Below are 20,860 nucleotides of genomic sequence, written 5' to 3'. Positions count from 1 at the left end.
ACGTCCTCGACAGTCAGACGGTGGACGCGCCCGTCGCGTGCCGTCCAGTCAATCGACTGTCCAGTCGACAGTCCGATGAGGGCCGCGCCGATCGGGGTGAGGATCGATACCTTGCCCTCGGCAATGTTGGCTTCGCCGGGGAATACGAGCGTCACACGGCGCACTTCGCCGATGTCGCTGGTGAAGCGCAGCGTGGAGCCCATTCGAACCACGTTCGCCGGTATCCGGCTGTCCTCGACAATGCGGGCACGTTCGAGCTCTGACAGCAGGGCTTCTGCGACCAAGGGGTTCCTGTCGACGTATACTTCCGCAAGGCTCGACAGGCGGTCACTGTCAGACCGTGTGACCGTGATTGCTGGCTTCCGCCTTGTTCTTCTCACAGGAGCCATCATTGACGCCCTCGACCGACGATGCCCACACGCACACCGATGGCGTGCGAGGACAGAATTATGATTTTGGATTGGTGCCGCGTGTCTGGCTGCGATCCCTCAAGGGGACCTGCCTAAGCCCCTCGGCCGGGGCGCGACGCGACCGAGCCGGGGGTCAGGTGCCCGCGATGGGGCACACCCTGAAAACCGTAAGAAGGTGACGATCGATGCTGCACATTCATTAGACGTGGGCCTTTGCGGCTGGAAAGTCAAGCTGCGGACCGTGGGTCTGGCAATAGCCGGAAAGCGTCAGCGACGAGACGCTTTCGCGGGATCCCAGAACCTGCAAAATCCCTATGATCGTGCTTTGGCGTGGGTACCAGGGAACAACCATCTTGTGACAGCGACTTCGTTCCCAACCTCGGCGTTCGCAGGCGTGTCCTCAAAGGCGGACGCATCGCCTTCAACGGCGGCCGATCGACCATGGACTGCACAGTGCGTAGCCTGTCGGATACCGGCGCCGGCATCGACTTTATCTCGACGGCAGATGTGCCCGACCGATTCAAGCTTCTCATCATGGCCGACAACTTTTCGCAGACATGCCGGGTTAAAGCGCGTGGTGAGCGACGGGTCGAGGTCGATTTTAGCTGACCGATTGGCACTTTTCGAGATCGAACCCGGACAGTGCCGCGCATCGGCTAGGCATCTATCGGGCGTAACCAAGAGCTCCAAAATAGAGGACCCTTCTTGATTCGCCCGCATATCGATTTTTCTCGACTGCTGGTCGTGGATCAGGAGTCGGATCGTCAGGACACAATGAATTCTTCCGCAGACCGGCTGCCAATGTCTTCAGTTCTCCTTAGCTTTTCCAGCGCTAAACTCTTCAAGGCAACACATGGAGGGGGGGGTTGGTCATGTCGTTTGAGAACGTCGCAGGGACACCGGACAAGGAACAGTCGAGCGATTGCGAAGTCATCCAGGACGCGCTCACGGCAATCCGGCAGCACCTCGGTATGGAGGTCGCCTATTTTTCGGAGTTCGTCGACGGACGATCCGTCTTTCGCCGTGTCGATGCACCCGGCCTGGAGCACCTGATCAAGGTCGGCGACAGCCATTCCCTTGACGATGTCTATTGCAACCACATTCTCGAGGGCCGGCTCCCCCAACTCATTCCGGACACGTCTAGCGAGCCATTGGCCTTGTCGATGCCGATCACGGGGGCGGTCCCGATCGGCTCGCATGCGAGCATCCCGATCAGGCTGCCTGACGGTCAGCCCTTTGGGATGTTCTGTTGCCTGAGCCCGACACCGAACCTGACGCTTAACGAGCGCGATCTCCAGACGATGAAGGTGTTTGCCGGGCTCGCGACCCGGCAACTGCATCTCGACATCGAGCAAGGCCGCGTCGCACGAGAAAAGCGTGCTGCCGTGGAAGCCATCATCGATCGCAGCGAGCTCGATATCGTGTTTCAGCCGATCTTCGATCTGATGTCTTCCGAAATCAGTTCCGTCGAGGCATTGTGCCGTTTCAGGCCTCTCCCATACCGCTCACCCGACAAGTGGTTTCAGGATGCCGCCGACGTCGGTCGCGGGGTTGATCTTGAGCTGCGTGCGATCCAGTCTGCGATCGCATTCCTCGATGCGCTTCCCCATCCCATCGCAATGTCGATCAACGCCTCGCCGGAGACCGTGGTCAGCGGACGACTGGCAGCCGTACTTGAAGAAAGGCTGATAGGTCGCATTGTCCTAGAGATTACCGAGCATGCCCGCGTCGAGGACTACGTCGCTCTCCACCACACGCTAGATCCGCTGCGAAAGCAAGGAATGCAAGTGGCGATCGATGACGCCGGTGCTGGATACTCCGGACTTCAGCACATTGTTCAGATGGCTCCCGACGTCATCAAGCTGGATATGAGTCTCACGCGCCGGATCGATCAGGATAGCGCGCGCCGCGCCCTTGCCAGCGCCATGATCTTCTACGCCCGCGAAACCGGTTCCGTCGTCGTGGCCGAAGGCATCGAAACAAGCGCGGAACTGAGGACGCTCAAGATGCTGGGCGTGAGCAAAGGGCAAGGCTATCTGCTAGGCAAGCCAGCCAGGCTCGAGGCGGTCATAGCTCCCGCAGACACGTTGGCGGGCAGCAGGATCGCTTGAAGCGGCTGCGGCGCTTCCAGCTGCACGATTTCACTAGAGTTGCACGAAACCTGCCCTGATCATCGCGAAGGCTTCGCTGCCAAACCACAGTATCACGGACGTCCAGGCGAGGGCCACCACAGCGACGGCGATAGCGAGTGTGAGCGCCAAACCATCCTTCAAGATCAGCGCAAGCGCGATCATGACGATGGCGATAACCGGCAAGAGGTTGCCGAACGGAATGGGAAGGCCGATCGCAATCGCCAGAGGCAGAATGACCAAGGCGGCTAATCGGCTCATCCTGCGGCCTGTCAGCCTCTTCCAGCGGCGAGGCGTGTGAAGGGCTCTCCAGCCATACGATCCAGCCGCGAATACGCTTGATTCCGCGGATGATCGGCGCAGCTGGCAGGCTGCGGCTTGTCAGGAACGCTGGCAACCAGGGACGCTGCAAACCCGCCAGCATCTGAGACGCCAATAGGGCGACGATCGTCCCGAAGACCATGCCATAGGGACCGGGGATCGGAATCAGCGCCGGCAGAACCAGAACGAGCATGAGAACCGGAAAGCCAGCCCGGTCCAGCCGCGCGATGATCTCGGCGATGAAGATGCGGTCGCGCCCGGATGCGAAGGCTGTCAGATCATCAATGACGCCCGCGGCCGTCGGCATCCAGGCGTCGTCGGATGAAGAACAATCAGTCGCTTCAACTGGCTGACTCATTCAGCCGCCCTCATCCTGTTCGGAACCGATGAACGGCCGCGCCGCCTCGATCGCCGCCGCACAGCCGGGCGCCGCTTCCAGAAGCACCGTCTGCGGATCAGCAAAGCCGCTCCAAACGCCGAGCGCGTCGATGTCGCCCACCACGGGTCGCACAGCGCGCGATCAATGATTTCCGAACCATGATCACTTGCACAGGACGCAAGCGCCGTTACGACTTCCTGCGGCGCGCGCGTTGCCGCCAGTGTTTCGGTGACTTGCTGCTGCAACGGCTCAAGCAGAAAAAAGGCGACCAGCGCGGCAAAAAAGTCCTGCATGGTTTTACTCCTCATTGGCCCGGTTTAGACCGGCGGCGGCATGGACAGCATGGTTGTTGGCATAGAGCCGCAGGAAGCGGTGCCGGGTTACAGTCCGGCACCGCTCCAGCCGTCACTGCATCTGCATTTCGCCATCACCGCCACGGGTATCGGAGCGCGTCTTGACCAAGCTCCAGATGACGCCCGAGGCGATAATCGCGAAGGTCACGCCAAGCGAGAGGGCGGCGGGGAACTTCTCCAGCCCAAGAAGATCGGCAATGAAGATTTTCGAACCGATGAAGATGAGCACGATCGCCAGCGCCGGCTTCAGATACTGGAACCGATGGATCATCGCGGCCAGCGCGAAATAGAGCGCGCGCAGGCCCAAAATGGCGAAGATGTTCGACGTATAGACGATAAACGGATCGGTGGTGATCGCGAAGATCGCCGGAACCGAATCGACTGCGAAGATGACGTCGGCGATCTCGACCATGACGAGCGCCATAAAGAGCGGCGTCATGAACCACACAAGCTTGCCGGTCTTCGGGTCCGGCTTCTTGACGAAGAAGTCCTGACCGTGGTGCTCGTCTGTCACGTTGAAGCGTCGCCGCGCGAAACCGATGATGGGGTTGTTGCCGATCTCCGGCTCCTTGTCACCGATCCACAGCATCTTAACACCGGTGATGACCAGGAACGCAGCGAAGATGTAAAGGACCCAGGAGAACTGCGAGACGAGAGTCGCGCCGAGACCGATCATGATCGCGCGCAGCACGATGACGCCGAGGATGCCCCAGAAAAGCACCCGGTGCTGATATTTGCGGGGAACCGCGAAGAAGGAGAAAATCAGCGCGATGACGAAGACGTTGTCGAGGGCCAGCGTCTTTTCGACGACGAAGCCGGTCAGATAGTTCATGCCGGATTCCGCACCCAGCTGCCACCAGACAAAACCGCCGAAGGCGAGACCCAAAGTAATGTACATCGACGACAAGATCAGGCTTTCGCGGACCTCGATCTCGTGATTGTCGCGGTGAAGGACGCCAAGGTCGAAGACCAGCAGCGCGATGACGATAGAGATAAAGCCAAGCCACATCCAAACGGGCTTGCCGAGCCAATCGGCGAATAGAAACGCAAATTCCACGTGAACTCTCCGGCCGGTCGTCCACAACAGAAAAGCATGTCCGACATCGCGAGAGGACCGGCATCTCTCGCCAGAGGGGCCCGGACTGGGAGCGGAAAAATTGCGGTCCGCACCATGGCGGGCCGCAGATCAATGCATCATCTCAAGGCTGTCACGATGCGGTGGGCACCGAACGTCAACACGACGATCAGAATAGTACCGACTGCCCAGATCCCCGCAACAAGGGGACCATCGACGGCGGCGGACGCGCTTAACAGCATGGCGATAGGGCCTTCAGTTCCAGCCTGGCCGGCACCCAATGCGACGATCGCCTCCACCCCTGCATAGGTGGCGAGCGCGACCAGTGACCATGCCACGATCATTGTCGCGCTGACATAGCGAAAGATGCGGCCGAGCTTGGAGCGCTGTTGGGGATGGAGGCGCATGGCGTCAGCCCCTTGCCCGCGCGAATGCCGGCGTGAACGACCGCTTCCGCACGACGGGTATGGTCTGCATCTCGCCGCGGCGGTTGAGCCGTTCGATAAACTCGATCTGCTCTCGGAACCGCAGTTTGAGCTTCTTCAGCGCCTGAAGACGCGAGCTGTCGGGCAGCGGACGTGACTGCTCATGTTCGATCCTCGCCTGCACGGCCTGCCGGCGGTGACGAAGGGTTTTGAGGAAGGGACCATGTCTCATCTCCATGTTGTGACCACACGGAATTGGAAACCGCAACACAATAGTGCCAATTCATTGTTGCTATGGTCCCTTTAGGCTTTATCTATCGACGATGCCATATCGTCCCTCTTTCCGTCAGCTGGAATACATCGTCGCCGTCGCCGAATGCGGCCATTTCGGGCGAGCCGCCAAGCGTTGTAACGTCTCTCAGCCAACGCTGTCGGTGCAGGTGTCTCTGGTGGAGGCCAGCCTCGGGGTCGAACTCTTTGAGCGAACGTCGTCATCTGTGAGGACGACATCCATTGGCGAGATGTTCGTCCATCAGGCCCGCCTTGCGCTTGCCGCGATGGACGATCTCCTCGCCACCGTTGCCGGCGACAACGATGCCCTGGGCGGGCTCATCCGTCTCGGCACTCCGCCAAGCTTCGGGCCCTACTTCCTTCCTACGTTCTTGCCGCCGATCCATCGCGATTATCCGGAGCTAAAGATCTACATCACCGAGGATCGCCCTGCGGCAATCGAGACGCAGGTCAGCGAAGGCACTCTTGACTGCGGGCTTGGCCCCGACTGTACGGAGGGAGGTCTGTCATTCATCCGGCTCGGAAGCGAGCAACTCTACCTGGGCGTTCCCGCCGACCACCCGCTTGCAGGCGCAGAGTCAGTTCTGGTTCGCGACCTGGCGTCAGAGCGTCTTCTGGCGCTCGGCAGCGGGCATCGTCTCCTCGAAAACGTCCGCCACCTTGCTGAAGCATCTGGCGCTACGGTTATTGACGATTATGCTGGGACAAGCCTTGATGCCATCCGGCAGATGGTTTCGATCGGCATGGGCATTTCGCTCTTTCCCGAGCTTTACGCTCGCGCGGAATTTCGAAACGCCGAGGACGTCGTTCTTAAACCGATCGCCGATTGGACCGAGATGCGCCACTTCGGCCTTTATTTCCGGGAGACGACAGGCCGTCGGCGGCATTTCGAGAGGCTTGCGGCGGAAGCACGCCGGGCGGCCGCGACTCTTTTTCCATTATAGGGCGTGTGAGGTCGGAGAGCCCCGTGGCTCGTCGTTCCCGATTGTCTGAACAGCGAGACCCGTCGACGATCGCAGGATCTATCGTCTAGCCGGCTGCCAAGTGAGCCATGCGGCTGCTGAGACTATGGCGAGAAGACTGATTGCACTGACCGGATCTGTCCACCGCAGGTTCAAGAGCAGCGACCGCACTCATGGTGTTCGCCGCGTCCTGCGTGATGCGCTTGCGGAAAATCTTGCCTGCGGCCTGCATTGCGTCGCAAGGCTGATGCCCAATAGGTGAGCCGCCGGACATGGAAAGTCAAGCCATGGCGACAGCCTGTGGGGGTGGCCGACGCGCCCTTCAGACCCAGCCGTTCTTGCTGATGTTGAATGTCGGTCAACACAGTCGGGTTGCCAGCTGTTGCTGCGCCACCTGATCACTCATGAAGCCAGTGGCCGAAGAACCAGAACAGGGCCAGAGCGATCAAGACCGCTGGCAGTGTCGGTCCATGCCAGATGACAGCACCAGCAAGCATGACTGCGTAGACTTGCCGAAGGCTCATGGTCGCCACACGCTCCAGATTAATCCGGCATGGACTGATTGAAGACGCTCGATGCGCCGGTGGTGACCGCAACGATGCCATGGGCAGATGGTCTCGGTCCAGGATCTTGAGCTCGCGCTGAAAAAGAGAAGGCGTGGGCGTCGTGCAGATGTCTCGTTTCAACCCGCTGCCAAGCCTTCCGGTACCGTGCGCTCGATGCAGTCTCCGTCCATTGGTATGCGAACCTTCGTCACATTACCGGGACGCGGTGGAACGGATTGGAACGGGATAAGGCGTGGCGGAATGGATCGGTTAAAGGACCATGGTGCAGGTGCGGGACGTCGCGGGATCACATGGAACGTGGTGAGGCGTCACGGGATAGGCCGTGCTGACCGTGCTCGCCGTCGATCGTCGACGCGGTCGCTCCGGGTCCTTCCTAGCGGGGGTGAGCTGTCACGGGGGGCGCTGAGCGCGGGCCGGGGGAGTTTTCGTTTTTTTTCGCGCATCTCTTGGGGTAGACCGCGTTGGCATCAACGAACATCGAATAAGCAGATTGTGGGAGCAGAACGCCGGCGCAAAGGCGGCGCAACGTCGGCAAAAAATACGAATCTTAAGTGTTTGAAAAATAATAATAATTGTTTTTTCTATATGATTATGACTACATTTTTTCTCATGTGCCTACATCCCCCTCGTACTCGATGCAGGTAACGACCGTGGCTACATGATATAAATGTCGACGGAAATCAAAAAACTAAATAAAATCAGAGCTTTGCGGCGCCGGCATTGCGCCGCAAAGCGGATGCTGTTTCGGCCTGATCGCTGTTAATATGCGATCCTGTTGCTTCAACGCCTTATATTCGGTCTGGAGGACAACTTCCACAAACGTTTTGGGGCGATGAAGGCTTTTCGCCGAGCACCCCTACGACGTGTTCCATCATCGTTTTCCTTAATTTCGTCAAATCGAATTCCGTGGTCACTCTTCATACGATAAACGATCGCCTCGCGTTCACGGGCTTCCAAAGCATCGAAGCGTCTCGACGATTTTACGATCTCTCGCTCAGTCATTCCCGATGACCCGCGTGATGCGATCAATCGGATGACGTCATCAGCAATGCTTTGCATTGTAGTTTTGCCAATCTCAGTCGAAAATACGCTCGCCATCTTCTCTTGGTAAAAGAAAGCATAATCCCTGGACCATTTAAGATGAGACGGCAATATTGTTTTGCTGCGGCAGCTTAGTGCGACAATGAGAGCAATGCGTTGCGCAATTTCTTTGGTCCGGCCATACAACTCAGCCATCCCCCTTTCTTCTGACTCGTCCATGGCGTCATTAATGTGCAGTTCCATCTCTTCCAAAATGGGGAGGCAGTCTTGGTGGAAGGGAATAATAATGGGGTCGGGAGGGGCATCTCGCTCCAACTGAAACATGAAGTCTTCATAGTGCTCATTGGATCTGAACACCCTCTGCCGAGCGTAGTCTCTGAGCCAGCGAGTGACCTTCGGGGGGACTTTCGTCATGCCTGTTTGCCTGGACAACCTGCGACCCAAAGGGCTTTCGACGATGATAAGACGATTCAAGAAACCATCTGTCACGTCTGAGCCGCTGAGCGCCTCGTAAAAGGTTGAAGGCGTCGTCATGCCCAGGAGTGTCAGTCCTGGCTTTTCGATCTTGGAGTTCCTCACCAACTCGGCCTGCTCCTTGGTCATGTTATGAGTAGAGTAGCCGATGCCTCGATAGGTATCGCCGAGGCGACCAAAGATTTCCATCCACGCGGATTGGACGTCCTGCTTGTTGCTGTTGCCGGCAGTGCGAGCCGACTTCAGATATCGCCCGAATTCGTCAATTATACAGATGTGACGTGGTCGGTGTCGTAGCGCTGATATGACGCCAGCTTCCGACGTGTAGCCCTTAGGCCCGATCAAATCCGCCAAACCCGCTTCCTTTAGGACTCGTTCGATTACAGTCTTGGCGTGTTCCTTGCCAGTTGCCGTCTTCGCAATGTTGAGGAAGTAGAGACTGGACATGTTGTCCAGGTCCGTAACGTACATTCGAGCTAGAGCTATTGAACCAAGCGCCAGTGCAGTTTGCACGGCGAATTGAGGCTGGGGTCGCTTAGCGGTATCATTGTAGTAATCAACAATGGCGCGCAGGTCGCCCGGAATTCGCAATAGACGCGTCGGCACGCCTGGCACATCGTTGTCGTCCGGCGGCAGTTCGTCAAACTCCGCTGCTATATCCACAGGCGCTGATACGTTGCTTTCGGCTCGAATCGAGATGGACAATTCATCCTCCGATTGATCCATCTCCTGGAAATCCGCATCGATTTCCTCCCTGCGCTCGGCACCACGAACTTCCTGAATGATGCTCCGCATAGTAAAAGGGCTGCGCCGGGTTCGGCCGAACGATCGCCAATCGTTCAGCGCTTCTTGCTCATTAAGCTTCTTGACCTTCGAGCGCCTGGAGAATTCGAACCACAATTCGCGCGCCTTCCTGGATCCATCGAACTGATAGTGAAGTGCCATGCCGACAAGCAGCCACTTATCGCGAGGATCGCACCAGGTTTTGCGATCCAGCTTGAAGATCAGCTCACGCGCGTCTTCGATATCAAGATCATCCAAGGGCTTGCAGCCGATCCAGTCGAAGTCGTCCTCTCCGCATTCGACCTCGACGATCTCCAACAGTTCTGCATACGGAATTTCCGGAATGAACTTGTCCGGGTCGAACTCGCATATCCATTCATAAGGCCGCTTTGTATTGGGATGGATCGACGGGGGGATGACAACCTGTTTGCCCGTTCCAAACAATTCGATCTGCCAGTCGTCTCCTGCAGCAAGCTTCTTCGAATGAAGCAGGGGGGCTTCCGTGACAAACCATATATGGCACGATGCACCGCCTGAGCCCGAGCGCACCATCGGAAATCTGTCAAACATCACATTGGGAAACAGGCGGCGCAGTTGATCCCAGCATTCAGAGGCCGCTCCCCCATCGCGAATATCAATGTCAATGACATGCACAAAACCGAACTTCGTTTTGGACGGTCGACCGGTACGCATGCCGATGTTGTCACCTTTTTTATAACATTTCGCCAGTTCGGTATATGTCTGCCGAGCGGCGTGTTGCCATCCTTTCGACTTTGGCCGCTTCTGCTCGCGATGAAGCAGATGAAGTGACACACCCAGTTTCACGAATTTCTTGTTTTCTCTAAGCATCGGAGATACCTTAAATGATTGATAGTGAAGAAAATTTCGTTCAAACAGCATCCAACACACTCGTCCCCTTGCTTGGGATCTGTGCATCTCGGCCATCGCACTTGATTGCGGATTTGGTTGGAGCGACATCGTAGCCGCCTCACCGATGAGTTGGTCCGTATTGCTCGCCTTCCGTATTGGCAATTAAGACGGGACAATCTATAAAATCAGTTTGGACGTATGGCAATAGAAAGGTGACATAGAATTTTGGATAAGCGGTCAGCGGCTGGGTGAATGCCAAACTGCCGCTACCGCACGTCGCAATAAAAAGAACCAATTAGAAGGTGTTCAATAGCAAGAGCGTTGGGTGCCTCTATCGATTGATCGAGGCAGGGTTCGCCGTTCATTGGGACAAATTCCTGCCGCCGGCACTTTACAAGGAAGACTTGATAAACCATATGTCATATTTTAATAGACAAGATCTCGTTATGGATGACAAGCTAGTACCTTATCCCGAGTTTGCCAGCCGCGTTAACCACGCTTGTGACAACAACCCAAAAATACCGGATGGTTGGGGGCGTCAGGCCTACGTTCAAGCTCAATTTGAGAAGGCAGGAATTCCCCTGAGCCGACAATCGGTGAATCGATGGTTCCAGGGTTATTCGGTCCCTAGGCTTAAAAAGCTGAACTTCCTTGCAAAAGTCCTCGACGTCGATGAGGGCTGGTTGGTCTTTGGTGCGATGCCCGAGGGCGAGCACCATCGCAAGACTCGCCATCCTATTGATATAAGCGGTGCGATACAGCTGGTTACCGGTCTGCTGACGATGGACGGCGCGATCTGCGCCTTTGCCGAGCCGAACGATGAGGCGGGCCTGCATTTTCGGACCGTATACAAAGGTCGTCATTTCAGGTGTCATTGTGTTGCCGCCGACACAACCGACGAAGGCTACCGTGTGGTTGTCAGTCCGAACTATGCCAATCTGACAACGTTCATCGTCGTTCGATATGAGGGCTGGGATTTCCGTATTTTCAAGATCGTACCCGGTGTCATCAAATCGACTGGCGAGCACCGCGGCGGCTTTGTGACCCTCGATTTTACGATCAGCAAGGAAGCCGTCATCGTCGGGGGTGAGGAATTCCCGCGTATCCAATCGGTGAGCGACCTCTTGGTATGAAGTGGAACAGTATGGGACGCAGTGACTTTTTCAGTAGCTTGGGAACTGATAACAATGTTAATCTTCATATATCAATAAGTTGAGTGCGAACATCGATCCTGGCCAGGCACGAAGACCCATCTTTCAAGCTGTTTCAATTGATTCCAAGCCACGCCTTAATCGTTTGATTCACCGGACGTAGTCCGGTGAATTTGGACGAAGCGCGACTGACGACGATCATCGCGGAGGCCTGCTGCGGTCTCGCCGCCGTCGATGCCGGATTGGTCAGCACAAAGACCCGGCGCAATCTCTGTGACGGCATTGCCAAAGCCGAGTTGTCGCTGGCTCGCATACTCGCGGCCCGCGCGTTGATTGAACAGGAGCCTACATACAACCACGTCACAGCAAGATTGCTGCTCCACCGCATGCGCCGGGAAGTGTTGACGGCTGTCTCACGACAGCTCGAACAAGCGACCCAGGCGGGAAAAAGTCCTTCTCAGAACGGTTCTAGTATTGTGAAGCACGTCGGAATCACGGGAGGTCAGACTTGATTCTGGCCCGTCCATGGCGGCGTAGAAATCTGTGTCTCCCCCCGGCGGTCACCACCGTCGAGGAAGTTTGTCGTGCCATCATTCCACGTAGTGCTCGCCCAACCACCCTTGACGAGCATCTGCCGTGGTTTGGCAGAAATTTAGCCATCTGTGATCGAGCCAAGACCCACGCGAGACCTATTGCCCCGTTTCCGGGAACTCATCTTTTAGGCGACTCAGTCCCGCCAGTACGAGTGTTCGAGATAATGCTGCTGCGAGGGTGTCGTCGCCATCCTCTATCGCCATGGTCAATCGTGCATGGTCGGCGAATGAACGTTTTCGATGAGCCAGGGGCCGCATGTTCCTGTTGCGCAGTTGGAGTACCATGACGCCCAGCGCATCGATCGACCGCTTTAGCGTCGTGTTCCCGACGGCAGAAGCCAAGTGTTCATGATAGAGCACATTGTACCAGAAATAGGACGACCAGTCGTCCAGCAGGTGGCTCTGCTCCATACGCGAGAGAATATGTTTAAGCCGTGCGAGGTCGGGCGCTGATATTCGCTGGGCGGCCTTGCGCGCGACCAATCCATAGAGTTCGGCACGCAGTTCATAGACTTCCGCGATGCGTTGTGGCGAGATCCACGCTGCTCGTGGCCGCCTGCGTGGCGGCACATCAATCAATCCCTCCTTTTCGAGAAGCACGAGTGCCTCGCGCACGGGTGTGCGCGACAAGCCAAACCTTCTGGCAAGATCTATCGAATTGAGCTGTTCGCCAGCAGCTATGCGGTTCTCGATGAGATCTCTTGTCAACTGGATCACCATGCGGCCGACAGTGGTTTCGGCGCGATCCTCCAAACCCATCATTCGGGACAGAAGGAAGGGTATCTGCGTCTGGACATCGTCTCGTTCCGTTTCCGTTATAGGCATGAAGTCTTCCGAAAAAGTTGATCGAGCACCATGCCCGACGCTTTCGTACTGCAGCCCAAGTGTATGCAGGACAATCCCCGATATGTGCAAGTCCGCCAGTCCCATTGACGATTACGCATGCACTTTCCGTAAATTTTCGGCTTTTTTGTTGATCATGCCAATTATTTGGCATAAGTGCATACACTATGAAATATGGAGTGAGGAGATTGGCTGTGGAATCGGTGGAGAAAAATGCGGGACATAAGGAGGTGGAGCCGCTTCGGGATCTCTCGGACGCGGAAGATTTCTTCAACTCCACCGTTGAGCCAGCCCTCATGGGGAGTAAGTGCATGCAGTGTGAAGCGTTAATGCTCGGGGGGCGCACGGCATGCAGCACATGCCTGTCGCGCAGTATTGAGTCGGTGCGCCTGGCGCGCGAAGGCGTTGTCTATAGCTGCACGCGAGTTCACGTCATGCAGAGCCGTGAGGGGCCGGTCGACCTTGCCTACATCGATCTTGCCGATGGCGTTCGAACGCTTGCGGAATTGAGAAGCGATGAAGCAGAGAACATCGGGCGGGCCGTGATTCTGGATTTCGACGCGGATGGCTGGTGGTTTCGTCCGGCCACCGAAGGAGCGACGGCATGAGCGCCAGCAGCTTTATTGTTGGCGCCAGCATGGTGCCCTTCGCGAAGCATCGCGAAGCCTCGTATATCGGATTGGCGTTGCCGGCGCTTCTTGAAGCGATCCGCGTCTCTGGCATCAAAAAGCGGGAAATTGGTGCCGCCTATGTCGGCCACGCGTATGGCGGCATGATGACCGGCCAGCGCATATTGAAGGAGGTCGGTATCGGGCACATCCCGGTGTTCAACATCGACAATGCATGCTCCGGTGGTGCCTCCGCGCTGCATGCCGCTCACAAGGCGATCGTCAACCATGAGGCGGACGTTGCGCTCGTTATCGGCGTTGAGAAACTCACCCAATTCGGCGGCGGAACGCTCCCACTGTCCCCGGAAGATCGTGAGGTGCGCCAAGGCATCGTGATGCCGGCTGTCTATGCGATGCGGGCTGCACGCTACCTTCACGAAACCGAAGCGTGCCTGAGCGACTTGGCGCGCGTAACTGTCAAATCGCGTCGCCATGCCAGCCAGAATCCCTTCGCTCAGTTGCGCAAACCGACGACGATCGAGGAGGTGCTGTCCTCCCGCCCTATCGCGGAGCCGTTGACGCTCCCGATGTGTTGCCCGACCGGCGATGGTGCGGCGGCTCTGGTGGTGGTCTCGGAGCGGGTCGCGCGGCGACTTGGCAACCCTTCGGTCCGCATCGCAGCCTCGATTATGCATAGCGGTCAGGTGGCGGAAGGATTCCGGGACATGACGAAGCCCGAGATCACATATCAATCTGCTTCCGACGCCTATGAGGCTGCAGGCATCGGGCCTCACGAGTTGGATATGATCGAGCTCCATGACGCGTTCTCGATCGCCGAGATCATCTACTACGAGGCACTTGGGCTGGCCCCTCACAAGGAGGGCTTTTCCCTTATCCGGGACGAGGCCACGACTTATGGGGGCATGACGGTGGTGAACCCAAGTGGGGGGCTGCTGTCGAAAGGGCATCCCGTCGGTGCGAGCGGTGTTGCGCAGGTGGTCGAGGCCTTTTGGCAACTGACAGGCACGGCCGGTTCCCGCCAGATCGATGGTGCACGTACCGCGCTTACACATGTCACCGGAGGGGGGACGGCGGGTCTCGACCATGGGGCCTGCACCATTCATATCCTGGAAGGGGCGGCCGCATGACTTCCCTTCCTTTGAGCGGTGTTCAGGTACTGGATTTCACTACCTTTCTCTCAGGACCGTTCGCAACCCAACTGCTTGGGGATCTCGGTGCAACCGTGATCAAGGTTGAGCCGGCTCAAGGCGACAGCAGTCGTGCGATACCTTCCCACGAGGTCGGAGGGGACAGCGGTTACTACCTCGCCAACAACCGAAACAAGAAAAGTGTCGGCATCAATCTGAAGACCGAGCGCGGCCGGTCGCTTGCGCGCGAACTCGCCCTCAAGTGCGACGTCGTCATCGAAAATTTTCGGCCAGGTGTCGCCGCGCGTCTCGGGTTGGACTCGACGGCGCTACGCGAGTGCAAGCCGGAACTGATCTGGGCATCGATCAGTGGGTTCGGGCAGACTGGACCGTGGAAGGACCGGCCCGCCTACGACATGATCGTGCAGGCACTCAGCGGGGCGATGAGCCTGACCGGAGAACCCGGAGGCAACGCGGTGCGCCTTGGCGTCCCCATGGGAGACATCGCGGCTGGTCTTTTCTCGGTCATCGGCATCTTGTCAGCGCTGCACGCCCGCAAGTCCTCAGGGCAGGGCACGGTAATTGACGTCGCGATGTTGGATTGCATGCTCAGCCTTCTTTCCTATCAGGGTGTCTACTCCTTGATATCGGGCCAGGCGCCGCAGCCGCAGGGTGCGCGTCACGACTCGATCCCGACATACCGGTCGTTTCGCGCTGGGGATGGTCGAGAGTTCGTCATGACAGCCAACACCGAACGGATGTGGCAAGGCGTATGCAACGCGATTGGCCAGCCGGACCTGTCGGCAGACCCGCGCTATTCGGACGGTCGCAAGCGACTTGAGAACCGCGAAAGCCTTTGGCGGGTTCTCGAGACGGCCTTTTCGGGAGAGACAGCACGCATTTGGGTCGATCGGCTACAAGCCAATGACGTGCCCGCGGCGGTCATCCGGAACGTGGCCGAAGCATTGGCCGATGCCCGTAAGTCGGGCAGAGGCATGATCTGTTCCGTCGAGACGGCAGATGCACGATTTGACTCGCTCGGCGCTCCGATCAAGTTCGATCAGGCCGTCTCCACGCCCAGCACCTATCCACCTGCCATTGGTGAACACAACGTCGAAGTTCTGGGCGACCTTATTGGGCTGACAGCCGATGAGGCGGAGCAGCTGATGGCCGAAGATGTCCTCCATGCGGTGAATGGAAGAGGCTGATGCACGCCCAGGCTATACTGTCACATGAGGCGGCGTCGCTCCCGGCCAACATTCTAGATACGCATGCGCGAAGCATGCTGCGTGCGCTTATGCGCGACTATCTGGCATGTACGCTTGCTGGTGGCATGCAGGATGCGAGCCAAAAGCTTCGCGGGGCTTTGCTGCGTGATGCCAATGGACAAAGCAGGGTTTACGGCACAGACATGCGATCTGTCGCACCGTTGGCTGCTTTTGCCAACGCACATGCGTGCCATCTTCTGGAATTCGACGATGTGCATGTGCGATCGATCTATCATCCGGGCGCGCCGGTCTTCTCTGCGGTTCTGGCCGTTGCAGACCGTGACGGGATCGAAGCCGCGGATTTCGTGGCGGGTGTCGTCGCTGGCTATGAAGTCGGTATTCGCCTCGGCGAAGCTGCCGGGACTTCCCACTACGCACGTCACCATACCACAGGAACGGTTGGTTGCATCGGCGCAGCGGCTGGCGTTGCCCGCGCGTTGGGCCTTGATGCCGCCGGTACCTCCAGTGCGATAGGGCACGCGGCCACCCAGGCCGCGGCACTTTGGGCCTTTCGCGAAGACAATGCGGAAGCAAAGCCCGTTCATGCTGGCCACGCTGCGATGATCGGCGTCATCAGCGCTGACATGGCGCGGGCTGGCTTGCGCGGTTCATCCAGGGCGATAGACGGCGATCTTGGCTTCCTGAACATCTTGGGGGGCAATCGCTCGGCTCCAGTTTTGACGGAGCAATTCTCGCGGGGCAACCTGCGCATGCCAAGGGTGTCGATCAAGCGGTACCCATGTTGCGGACACACTCATAGTGGCATCGAGGCAGCGCTCGATCTCACACAGCAGCTTGGCGAATCTGGGATCGACACGTCCGAAATCGAGCAGATAACCATCGAAACTTATGGCTCCGCAGTTGCGGTGGCCGGTGTCAATGATCCGCAGACGCCAGAGCAAGCCTGCTTCAGTTATCCGCATATCGTCGCCGCGACCATGACCGTCGGACCCGATGAAGCGATCTCGGAGGCGGCGTTGAGCGAGCCGAGGGTTCAAGATCTGGCGCGCAAGATACGGCTTGTCCACAACGAGGGGGTCGATGCGCAATACCCGCAACGGCAGCCTGTCACGATCGAAGCCTTGACGTTTGGGGGAGGGCGCTTTCTGGCCGAGGCCTGCTTCGGTGCCGGCTCTCCAGAGCTTCCGCTCACGGAGGCACAGCACGAGACAAAATTGCGGCGTCTGGCTGGCCGGGACTTTGGTTCGATCGATGAGATCGTCCGAGGGGTTCTTAGCGCATTTGAGGTCGCGCCATGAACGGGCGTGTGGGGTTTGTCGGTATCGGCCAAATGGGGGCCGCGATCGCCAGACGCTATGCGATCGCTGGCGGCGGTGGGTCTGTTTTCGATGTCGACCCTCGCAAGATGGGCGCAGCAGCTGCTTATGGATTGGTGCCCTACAAATCGCTTGCGGCACTGGCAGCTGATTGCACGTCGCTCGTCTTCTGTCTGCCCTCTCCCGAAACCAGCGCCTCGTGCATTCACGAATTGATCGCCGCTCCAGGCATGGTCCAAGCAGTCATAGAAACATCGACGGTCGGCTGCGCCACTGTGCGCGACGCCGAAATGCGTTTGAACCAGGCCAATTTGGAATTCCTCGATGCACCGGTTAGTGGTGGACCGCGTGGCGCGACGCTGACATCAATCATCGCCGGCGGCGGTGAAGCGAAGGCGCGCACTCTTCAGACCGTGGCGCTTTACAGCGACCGCATCGTGGATTGCGGCGACGAGGCGGGGCGGGCGCAGACTGCGAAACTGGTCAATAACGCGTTGTCGTTGGGCACGCTGGCACTGGCTTGCGAGGTCGTCGCCGCCGGCGTGCGTCAGGGCCTCGATCTGGCCACGCTGGTCGAAGTGATCAATGCAAGTTCGGGGCGTTGCGTCGCCACTGAAGAGAAGTTTGCCCGGTCGATCGTGCCGGGCACTTTCGACCACGGTGCGAGCATCGCGACTGCCGAGAAAGACATGTCGCTCTTCATCGCCGACTGCGCGCCTGAGAGCCTGGTACCCACGACGCATCGTCTGCTGCAGGATTGGCGTGAGGCAGGCCGATCGTTCGGCCCAGATGCGGATTTCACCCGAATATTTCAGCTCGCCGTGAGCCGGTCCGTATCGTGATCGGACACGAACAGACGATGACAAGCGTCATCGCAAAATCACCAAGAGGAGGACTAAGCATGCAAAAATGGATGATCGCAACAACCGCCGCGCTCGGACTGGCTTTGAGTGGTGGCAATGCCGCTGCTCAGGTTGAACAGATCCGTGCGATCGGCAGTCTGCCCGTTGGTCACCACATGAGCGAGGCGCTTGATCTGTTCAAGCAGGAGATCGAAGAAAACTCCGAGATCGGCGTCGATGTCTTTCCGGCCAGTCAGCTCTACAGCGATGCCGATTCGGTCAAAGTTCTGCCAAGCGGTTCGGTCGATGTCGGCATTAACCAATTGGACTTCTGGATGGGACTCGTTCCGTCGGCCGGCATTCTCTACATGCCAACCTATTACGATTCCATCGACTATTTCTATGCCCTGAGAGAGTCCGTGACACCTGCGCTCGCGGCGCAGCTGGAAGAAAAGGGCAACGTCAAACTTCTTGGCTGGGCCGACTACGATTCAGAGGCATTGATCTCCGAAAAGGAGATCAAGACCCTTGAGGATTTTCAGGGCACGAAGCTTCGCGGTTATGGCCAGTACGCAGCGGCGTTCCTGCAGGCAGTTGGCAGTTCACCCGTGGTGATGTCTTCGGGAGAAGCCTACGACGCGCTCTCAAAAGGTGTGATCGACGGAACGATGTCCGGCCCGACGAGCCATTTCTCGAGAAAGTTCTACGAAGTGGCCAGCAATCTGATTGCCGAGCCGAACTTCATCCAGCCGGTGTTTTCGTATGCCATCATGATCAACCTCGATACATGGAACGAAATGACGCCCGAGCAGCAGGAAGTTGTCCAGGCTGCAGCGGACGAGGTCGAGCGGTTCACAGCGGCAGAGTTTCAAGAGGCCTCGGCGGCATCGCTCGAAGAGCTGGAAGCCAACGGGGTGAACCTCGTCGATGTCGCTCCTGAGGAGTTCCAGCGTATTCGGGACGTCGTTTGGCCCGCCCTTGAAGAAAAGCTCCTGAGCGATGCCGGTGAGGAAGTCGCACAGCCGATGATCGATACGGCGCGCGAACTGCGCGACGAATAAAGTGTCAGGTGGTCTCGCACCTTGATGCGGGACCGCCGACGATCGGGAGGAGCCGACATGTTGAGTGGTGATATCGCAAGCGACGCGGAAGCTCCCGTTCAAAAGGGGATCGTCGACCGCCTATCCGTCTGGTCAGGAGCGCTGGCAGGATGGCTGATGCTAGCCGTGGCCGGTTGCATCGGGTGGGAGATCTTCACGCGCGCCTTCCTTGGGCGGGCGACGGTGTGGGTCTACGACGTCAGCACGTATGGGCTTGTGTGGTTCACATTCCTATCCGGCGCTTATGTCATTCGAATGAAGCGTCACCTGGCGGTCGACCTCTACATTCAGGGTCGGAGACCGTTGACCGGCCAGATATTGGAGACGCTCGGCCTTGTCGCGGTTGTTCTCGTTACGGGCGTTCTCTTCTGGTTTTCCGCTGCGGCCATGTGGGGTGCCTTCAGCCGTGGCGAGCTTGAACCAACGATCATCAGCACGCCATCCTGGATGATCCAGGCCGGTATGGTACTTGGCCTTGCGATCTCGTTCCTGCAGGCAACCCTGGAACTTGGGCGTTCCTGCGTGGACATTCGTCAGATTTTTGCCGAAAGCGACGAACAGAAGAGCGCCCTCGCTCACGGGCTTGTTGTTCTCGCGATAACGGCAGGCGGGCTTGGGCTCATATTCTCCGATTGGGTGGCTTTGGGCCTATTGGTCGTGTTGTTGGGTCTGTTGTTTTTTGGGGTCCCGGTTTTCGCTGCGCTTGCACTGTCGGGAATTGCCGGTCTCTACTCCATCTTTGGCCCCGAGCTTGCGTTCGTCCAGGCAGAGCAGATTTCTTACAAAGCTGTCTTCAGCAACACGCTGCTTGCGGTGCCTTTGTACATTCTCGCTGGCAACATTCTGCAGGCCGGGCGTGTCGGTCCCGAACTTTACAGCTTTGCGTCAGTCTGGTTCGGCCATATTCGTGGTGGTCACGCGGTCGCAACTGTTCTCGCTTGCGGGATATTTGCAGCTATTTCAGGTTCGAGCGTGGCAACGGCCGCGACGATCGGTGCCATGGCGATCCCGGAGATGATCCGGCGCGGCTACGACGAGCGGTTTGTCCTCGGCCTTGTTGCGGCCGGCGGGACGCTGGGGATACTTATTCCACCCAGCACGCCGATGATCCTCTATAGTGGCATAACCGACGAGAGTACGGGTGCGATGTTTATGGGTGGGGTGGTGCCAGGGGCGCTGCTACTCCTGATATTCTGCGCCTATGCGATCTTCGCAAGTGGCGCGCAACGCAGTGAAAAAGCGACCTGGTCGGAAACGCTTGCGATCACGCGCCAGGCGATCTGGGGGCTCCTGGCTCCGGTCATCGTGCTGGTTGGCATCTACACCGGTGTGTTCACCCCGACCGAAGCGGCTGCCGTCGTCGTCATCTACGCCCTCGTCGTGTCGCTCTTGCGTCGTACCGTGCGGCTCAATGAATTGCCGCGCATTCTGGCCGATGGTGTGCTGGTCGGCGGCATGATCATGGCGATCATCTACGGTGCGCTTATTCTGGGAACCGTGACCACCTTGCTGCAGGTTCCTCAGCAGTTGCAGGCTCTGATCGAACAGGCTGAGCTGTCGCGTTGGGTGGTCTTCGCCATCGTTGCTGTCTTCTACATGATCCTTGGAATGTTCCTCGAAGTCGTTTCGATCCTGCTCATTACCTTGCCGATCATCTATCCCCTGATGAAGTCGATGGATTTCAACGGGATCTGGTTCGGCATCGTATTGGTCGTCCTGATGGAGATGGCCCTCATCACGCCGCCCGTGGGCCTCAACCTCTTCACGGTGCAAGGCGTGACCCGCGCTCCCTTGCGCCGCATCATCGCCGGGGTGACACCGTTCCTCATTCTCATGTTCGGTGTCTTCATGATGTTGATTTACATCGAGGGACTCAGCACATGGCTACCGAGCACGATGGGCTTCAATTTCTAAGAAAAAGGGTGCTGCTCAGCGGATTTTTTGCCGATGT

General features: G+C 58.0%; 20 protein-coding genes and 1 pseudogene. 11 read left to right on the top strand and 10 right to left on the bottom strand.

Going from position 1 to position 20,860, the window contains the following annotated elements:
- Nucleotides 1-389, bottom strand: a 389-nt coding sequence (rnk, locus tag CN673_RS19040; protein WP_099868005.1) for a nucleoside diphosphate kinase regulator, incomplete at its 3' end; no start/stop codon positions are given.
- An 893-nt stretch (nt 390-1,282) separates the two neighbouring features.
- Here rnk and CN673_RS19030 point away from each other — a divergent pair.
- The gene (locus CN673_RS19030; protein WP_099867994.1) at nt 1,283-2,521 is read left to right on the top strand and encodes a sensor domain-containing phosphodiesterase; all 1,239 of its coding nucleotides are present in this window, start codon (nt 1,283-1,285) and stop codon (nt 2,519-2,521) included.
- Between the two features lie 33 nt (nt 2,522-2,554).
- On the opposite strand, the gene CN673_RS21505 is transcribed toward CN673_RS19030, so the two are convergent.
- From CN673_RS21505 to CN673_RS19010, 6 genes and pseudogenes are all read right to left on the bottom strand, one after another.
- Entirely contained in the window at nt 2,555-2,902 is a 348-nt protein-coding gene (locus tag CN673_RS21505) for an exopolysaccharide biosynthesis protein (protein WP_280951207.1), read from the bottom strand.
- Nucleotides 2,856-3,167, bottom strand: a pseudogene (locus CN673_RS21595) (exopolysaccharide biosynthesis protein); the annotation flags it as partial. The gene CN673_RS21505 and the pseudogene CN673_RS21595, both read right to left, overlap by 47 nt.
- A 51-nt stretch (nt 3,168-3,218) precedes the next feature.
- The gene (locus tag CN673_RS20965; RefSeq protein WP_157928958.1) at nt 3,219-3,359 is read right to left on the bottom strand and encodes a hypothetical protein; all 141 of its coding nucleotides are present in this window, start codon (nt 3,357-3,359) and stop codon (nt 3,219-3,221) included.
- 285 nt (nt 3,360-3,644) lie between these two features.
- Entirely contained in the window at nt 3,645-4,649 is a 1,005-nt protein-coding gene (locus CN673_RS19020) for a TerC family protein (protein ID WP_099867992.1), read from the bottom strand.
- A 137-nt stretch (nt 4,650-4,786) separates the two neighbouring features.
- Nucleotides 4,787-5,074, bottom strand: coding sequence for a hypothetical protein (locus CN673_RS19015; protein ID WP_099867991.1), 288 nt, complete (start codon nt 5,072-5,074; stop codon nt 4,787-4,789).
- 4 nt (nt 5,075-5,078) lie between these two features.
- Complete coding sequence (locus CN673_RS19010; RefSeq protein WP_099868004.1) at nt 5,079-5,324, bottom strand: YdcH family protein; 246 nt, start codon at nt 5,322-5,324, stop codon at nt 5,079-5,081.
- 91 nt (nt 5,325-5,415) lie between these two features.
- Here CN673_RS19010 and CN673_RS19005 point away from each other — a divergent pair, with 91 nt between their 5' ends.
- Nucleotides 5,416-6,327: a LysR family transcriptional regulator gene (locus CN673_RS19005; RefSeq protein WP_099867990.1), complete on the top strand. Its 912-nt coding sequence runs from the start codon at nt 5,416-5,418 to the stop codon at nt 6,325-6,327.
- A 416-nt stretch (nt 6,328-6,743) separates the two neighbouring features.
- Here the strand turns inward: CN673_RS19005 and CN673_RS21500 are convergent, their stop codons facing one another.
- A complete protein-coding gene (locus tag CN673_RS21500) occupies nt 6,744-6,869 on the bottom strand; it encodes a hypothetical protein (RefSeq protein ID WP_280951206.1) in 126 nt (41 codons plus the stop codon).
- A gap of 822 nt (nt 6,870-7,691) precedes the next feature.
- Nucleotides 7,692-10,109: a bifunctional DNA primase/polymerase gene (locus CN673_RS19000; protein WP_198586066.1), complete on the bottom strand. Its 2,418-nt coding sequence runs from the start codon at nt 10,107-10,109 to the stop codon at nt 7,692-7,694.
- 416 nt (nt 10,110-10,525) lie between these two features.
- Between CN673_RS19000 and CN673_RS20720 the strand changes: the two genes are divergently transcribed.
- Together CN673_RS20720 and CN673_RS18985 are read left to right on the top strand one after the other, a co-directional pair.
- A complete protein-coding gene (locus CN673_RS20720) occupies nt 10,526-11,212 on the top strand; it encodes a helix-turn-helix domain-containing protein (protein ID WP_157928955.1) in 687 nt (228 codons plus the stop codon).
- Between the two features lie 185 nt (nt 11,213-11,397).
- Nucleotides 11,398-11,742 (top strand): hypothetical protein, encoded by a 345-nt coding sequence (locus tag CN673_RS18985; RefSeq protein WP_157928954.1) that lies wholly within the window; start codon nt 11,398-11,400, stop codon nt 11,740-11,742.
- A 177-nt stretch (nt 11,743-11,919) separates the two neighbouring features.
- Here CN673_RS18985 and CN673_RS18980 read toward each other — a convergent pair whose 3' ends face one another.
- Nucleotides 11,920-12,648 carry a GntR family transcriptional regulator gene (locus CN673_RS18980; RefSeq protein WP_198586065.1) on the bottom strand — a complete coding sequence of 243 codons (729 nt, stop codon included), beginning with the start codon at nt 12,646-12,648 and terminating at the stop codon, nt 11,920-11,922.
- A gap of 212 nt (nt 12,649-12,860) precedes the next feature.
- Here CN673_RS18980 and CN673_RS18975 point away from each other — a divergent pair, with 212 nt between their 5' ends.
- From CN673_RS18975 to CN673_RS18945, 7 genes are read left to right on the top strand one after another with little or no spacing between them, the layout of a single operon-like run.
- Nucleotides 12,861-13,274: a Zn-ribbon domain-containing OB-fold protein gene (locus CN673_RS18975; RefSeq protein WP_245410000.1), complete on the top strand. Its 414-nt coding sequence runs from the start codon at nt 12,861-12,863 to the stop codon at nt 13,272-13,274.
- The gene (locus CN673_RS18970) at nt 13,271-14,422 is read left to right on the top strand and encodes a thiolase family protein (RefSeq protein WP_099867983.1); all 1,152 of its coding nucleotides are present in this window, start codon (nt 13,271-13,273) and stop codon (nt 14,420-14,422) included. The genes CN673_RS18975 and CN673_RS18970 overlap by 4 nt, the downstream gene beginning before the upstream one ends.
- Nucleotides 14,419-15,630 (top strand): CaiB/BaiF CoA transferase family protein, encoded by a 1,212-nt coding sequence (locus tag CN673_RS18965; RefSeq protein ID WP_099867982.1) that lies wholly within the window; start codon nt 14,419-14,421, stop codon nt 15,628-15,630. The genes CN673_RS18970 and CN673_RS18965 overlap by 4 nt, the downstream gene beginning before the upstream one ends.
- Nucleotides 15,630-16,949, top strand: coding sequence for an MmgE/PrpD family protein (locus tag CN673_RS18960; protein ID WP_099867981.1), 1,320 nt, complete (start codon nt 15,630-15,632; stop codon nt 16,947-16,949). Before CN673_RS18965 ends, CN673_RS18960 begins: the two co-directional genes overlap by 1 nt.
- Nucleotides 16,946-17,809, top strand: coding sequence for an NAD(P)-dependent oxidoreductase (locus CN673_RS18955; RefSeq protein ID WP_099867980.1), 864 nt, complete (start codon nt 16,946-16,948; stop codon nt 17,807-17,809). Before CN673_RS18960 ends, CN673_RS18955 begins: the two co-directional genes overlap by 4 nt.
- 17 nt (nt 17,810-17,826) lie before the next feature.
- Nucleotides 17,827-18,870: a TRAP transporter substrate-binding protein gene (locus CN673_RS18950; RefSeq protein WP_157928952.1), complete on the top strand. Its 1,044-nt coding sequence runs from the start codon at nt 17,827-17,829 to the stop codon at nt 18,868-18,870.
- Between the two features lie 57 nt (nt 18,871-18,927).
- Nucleotides 18,928-20,823, top strand: coding sequence for a TRAP transporter large permease subunit (locus CN673_RS18945; protein ID WP_198586064.1), 1,896 nt, complete (start codon nt 18,928-18,930; stop codon nt 20,821-20,823).
- The last annotated feature ends 37 nt before the right edge of the window (nt 20,824-20,860 follow it).

Source organism: Neopararhizobium haloflavum (assembly GCF_002750855.1).
Taxonomy (GTDB): domain Bacteria; phylum Pseudomonadota; class Alphaproteobacteria; order Rhizobiales; family Rhizobiaceae; genus Georhizobium; species Georhizobium haloflavum.
The sequence above is the reverse complement of the archived record's forward strand: the minus strand, read 5'-3'. Positions and strand labels throughout refer to the sequence as shown.

What these genes read in the sequence shown, in the direction of transcription:
- CN673_RS19030 (WP_099867994.1), top strand. Translation starts at nt 1,283, where the DNA reads ATGTCGTTTGAGAACGTCGCAGGGACACCGGACAAGGAACAGTCGAGC.
- CN673_RS19015 (WP_099867991.1), bottom strand. Translation starts at nt 5,074, where the DNA reads ATGCGCCTCCATCCCCAACAGCGCTCCAAGCTCGGCCGCATCTTTCGC.
- CN673_RS19010 (WP_099868004.1), bottom strand. Translation starts at nt 5,324, where the DNA reads ATGAGACATGGTCCCTTCCTCAAAACCCTTCGTCACCGCCGGCAGGCC.
- CN673_RS19005 (WP_099867990.1), top strand. Translation starts at nt 5,416, where the DNA reads ATGCCATATCGTCCCTCTTTCCGTCAGCTGGAATACATCGTCGCCGTC.
- CN673_RS21500 (WP_280951206.1), bottom strand. Translation starts at nt 6,869, where the DNA reads ATGAGCCTTCGGCAAGTCTACGCAGTCATGCTTGCTGGTGCTGTCATC.
- CN673_RS19000 (WP_198586066.1), bottom strand. Translation starts at nt 10,109, where the DNA reads ATGCTGTTTGAACGAAATTTTCTTCACTATCAATCATTTAAGGTATCT.
- CN673_RS20720 (WP_157928955.1), top strand. Translation starts at nt 10,526, where the DNA reads ATGGATGACAAGCTAGTACCTTATCCCGAGTTTGCCAGCCGCGTTAAC.
- CN673_RS18980 (WP_198586065.1), bottom strand. Translation starts at nt 12,648, where the DNA reads ATGCCTATAACGGAAACGGAACGAGACGATGTCCAGACGCAGATACCC.
- CN673_RS18970 (WP_099867983.1), top strand. Translation starts at nt 13,271, where the DNA reads ATGAGCGCCAGCAGCTTTATTGTTGGCGCCAGCATGGTGCCCTTCGCG.
- CN673_RS18965 (WP_099867982.1), top strand. Translation starts at nt 14,419, where the DNA reads ATGACTTCCCTTCCTTTGAGCGGTGTTCAGGTACTGGATTTCACTACC.
- CN673_RS18960 (WP_099867981.1), top strand. Translation starts at nt 15,630, where the DNA reads ATGCACGCCCAGGCTATACTGTCACATGAGGCGGCGTCGCTCCCGGCC.
- CN673_RS18955 (WP_099867980.1), top strand. Translation starts at nt 16,946, where the DNA reads ATGAACGGGCGTGTGGGGTTTGTCGGTATCGGCCAAATGGGGGCCGCG.
- CN673_RS18950 (WP_157928952.1), top strand. Translation starts at nt 17,827, where the DNA reads ATGACAAGCGTCATCGCAAAATCACCAAGAGGAGGACTAAGCATGCAA.
- CN673_RS18945 (WP_198586064.1), top strand. Translation starts at nt 18,928, where the DNA reads ATGTTGAGTGGTGATATCGCAAGCGACGCGGAAGCTCCCGTTCAAAAG.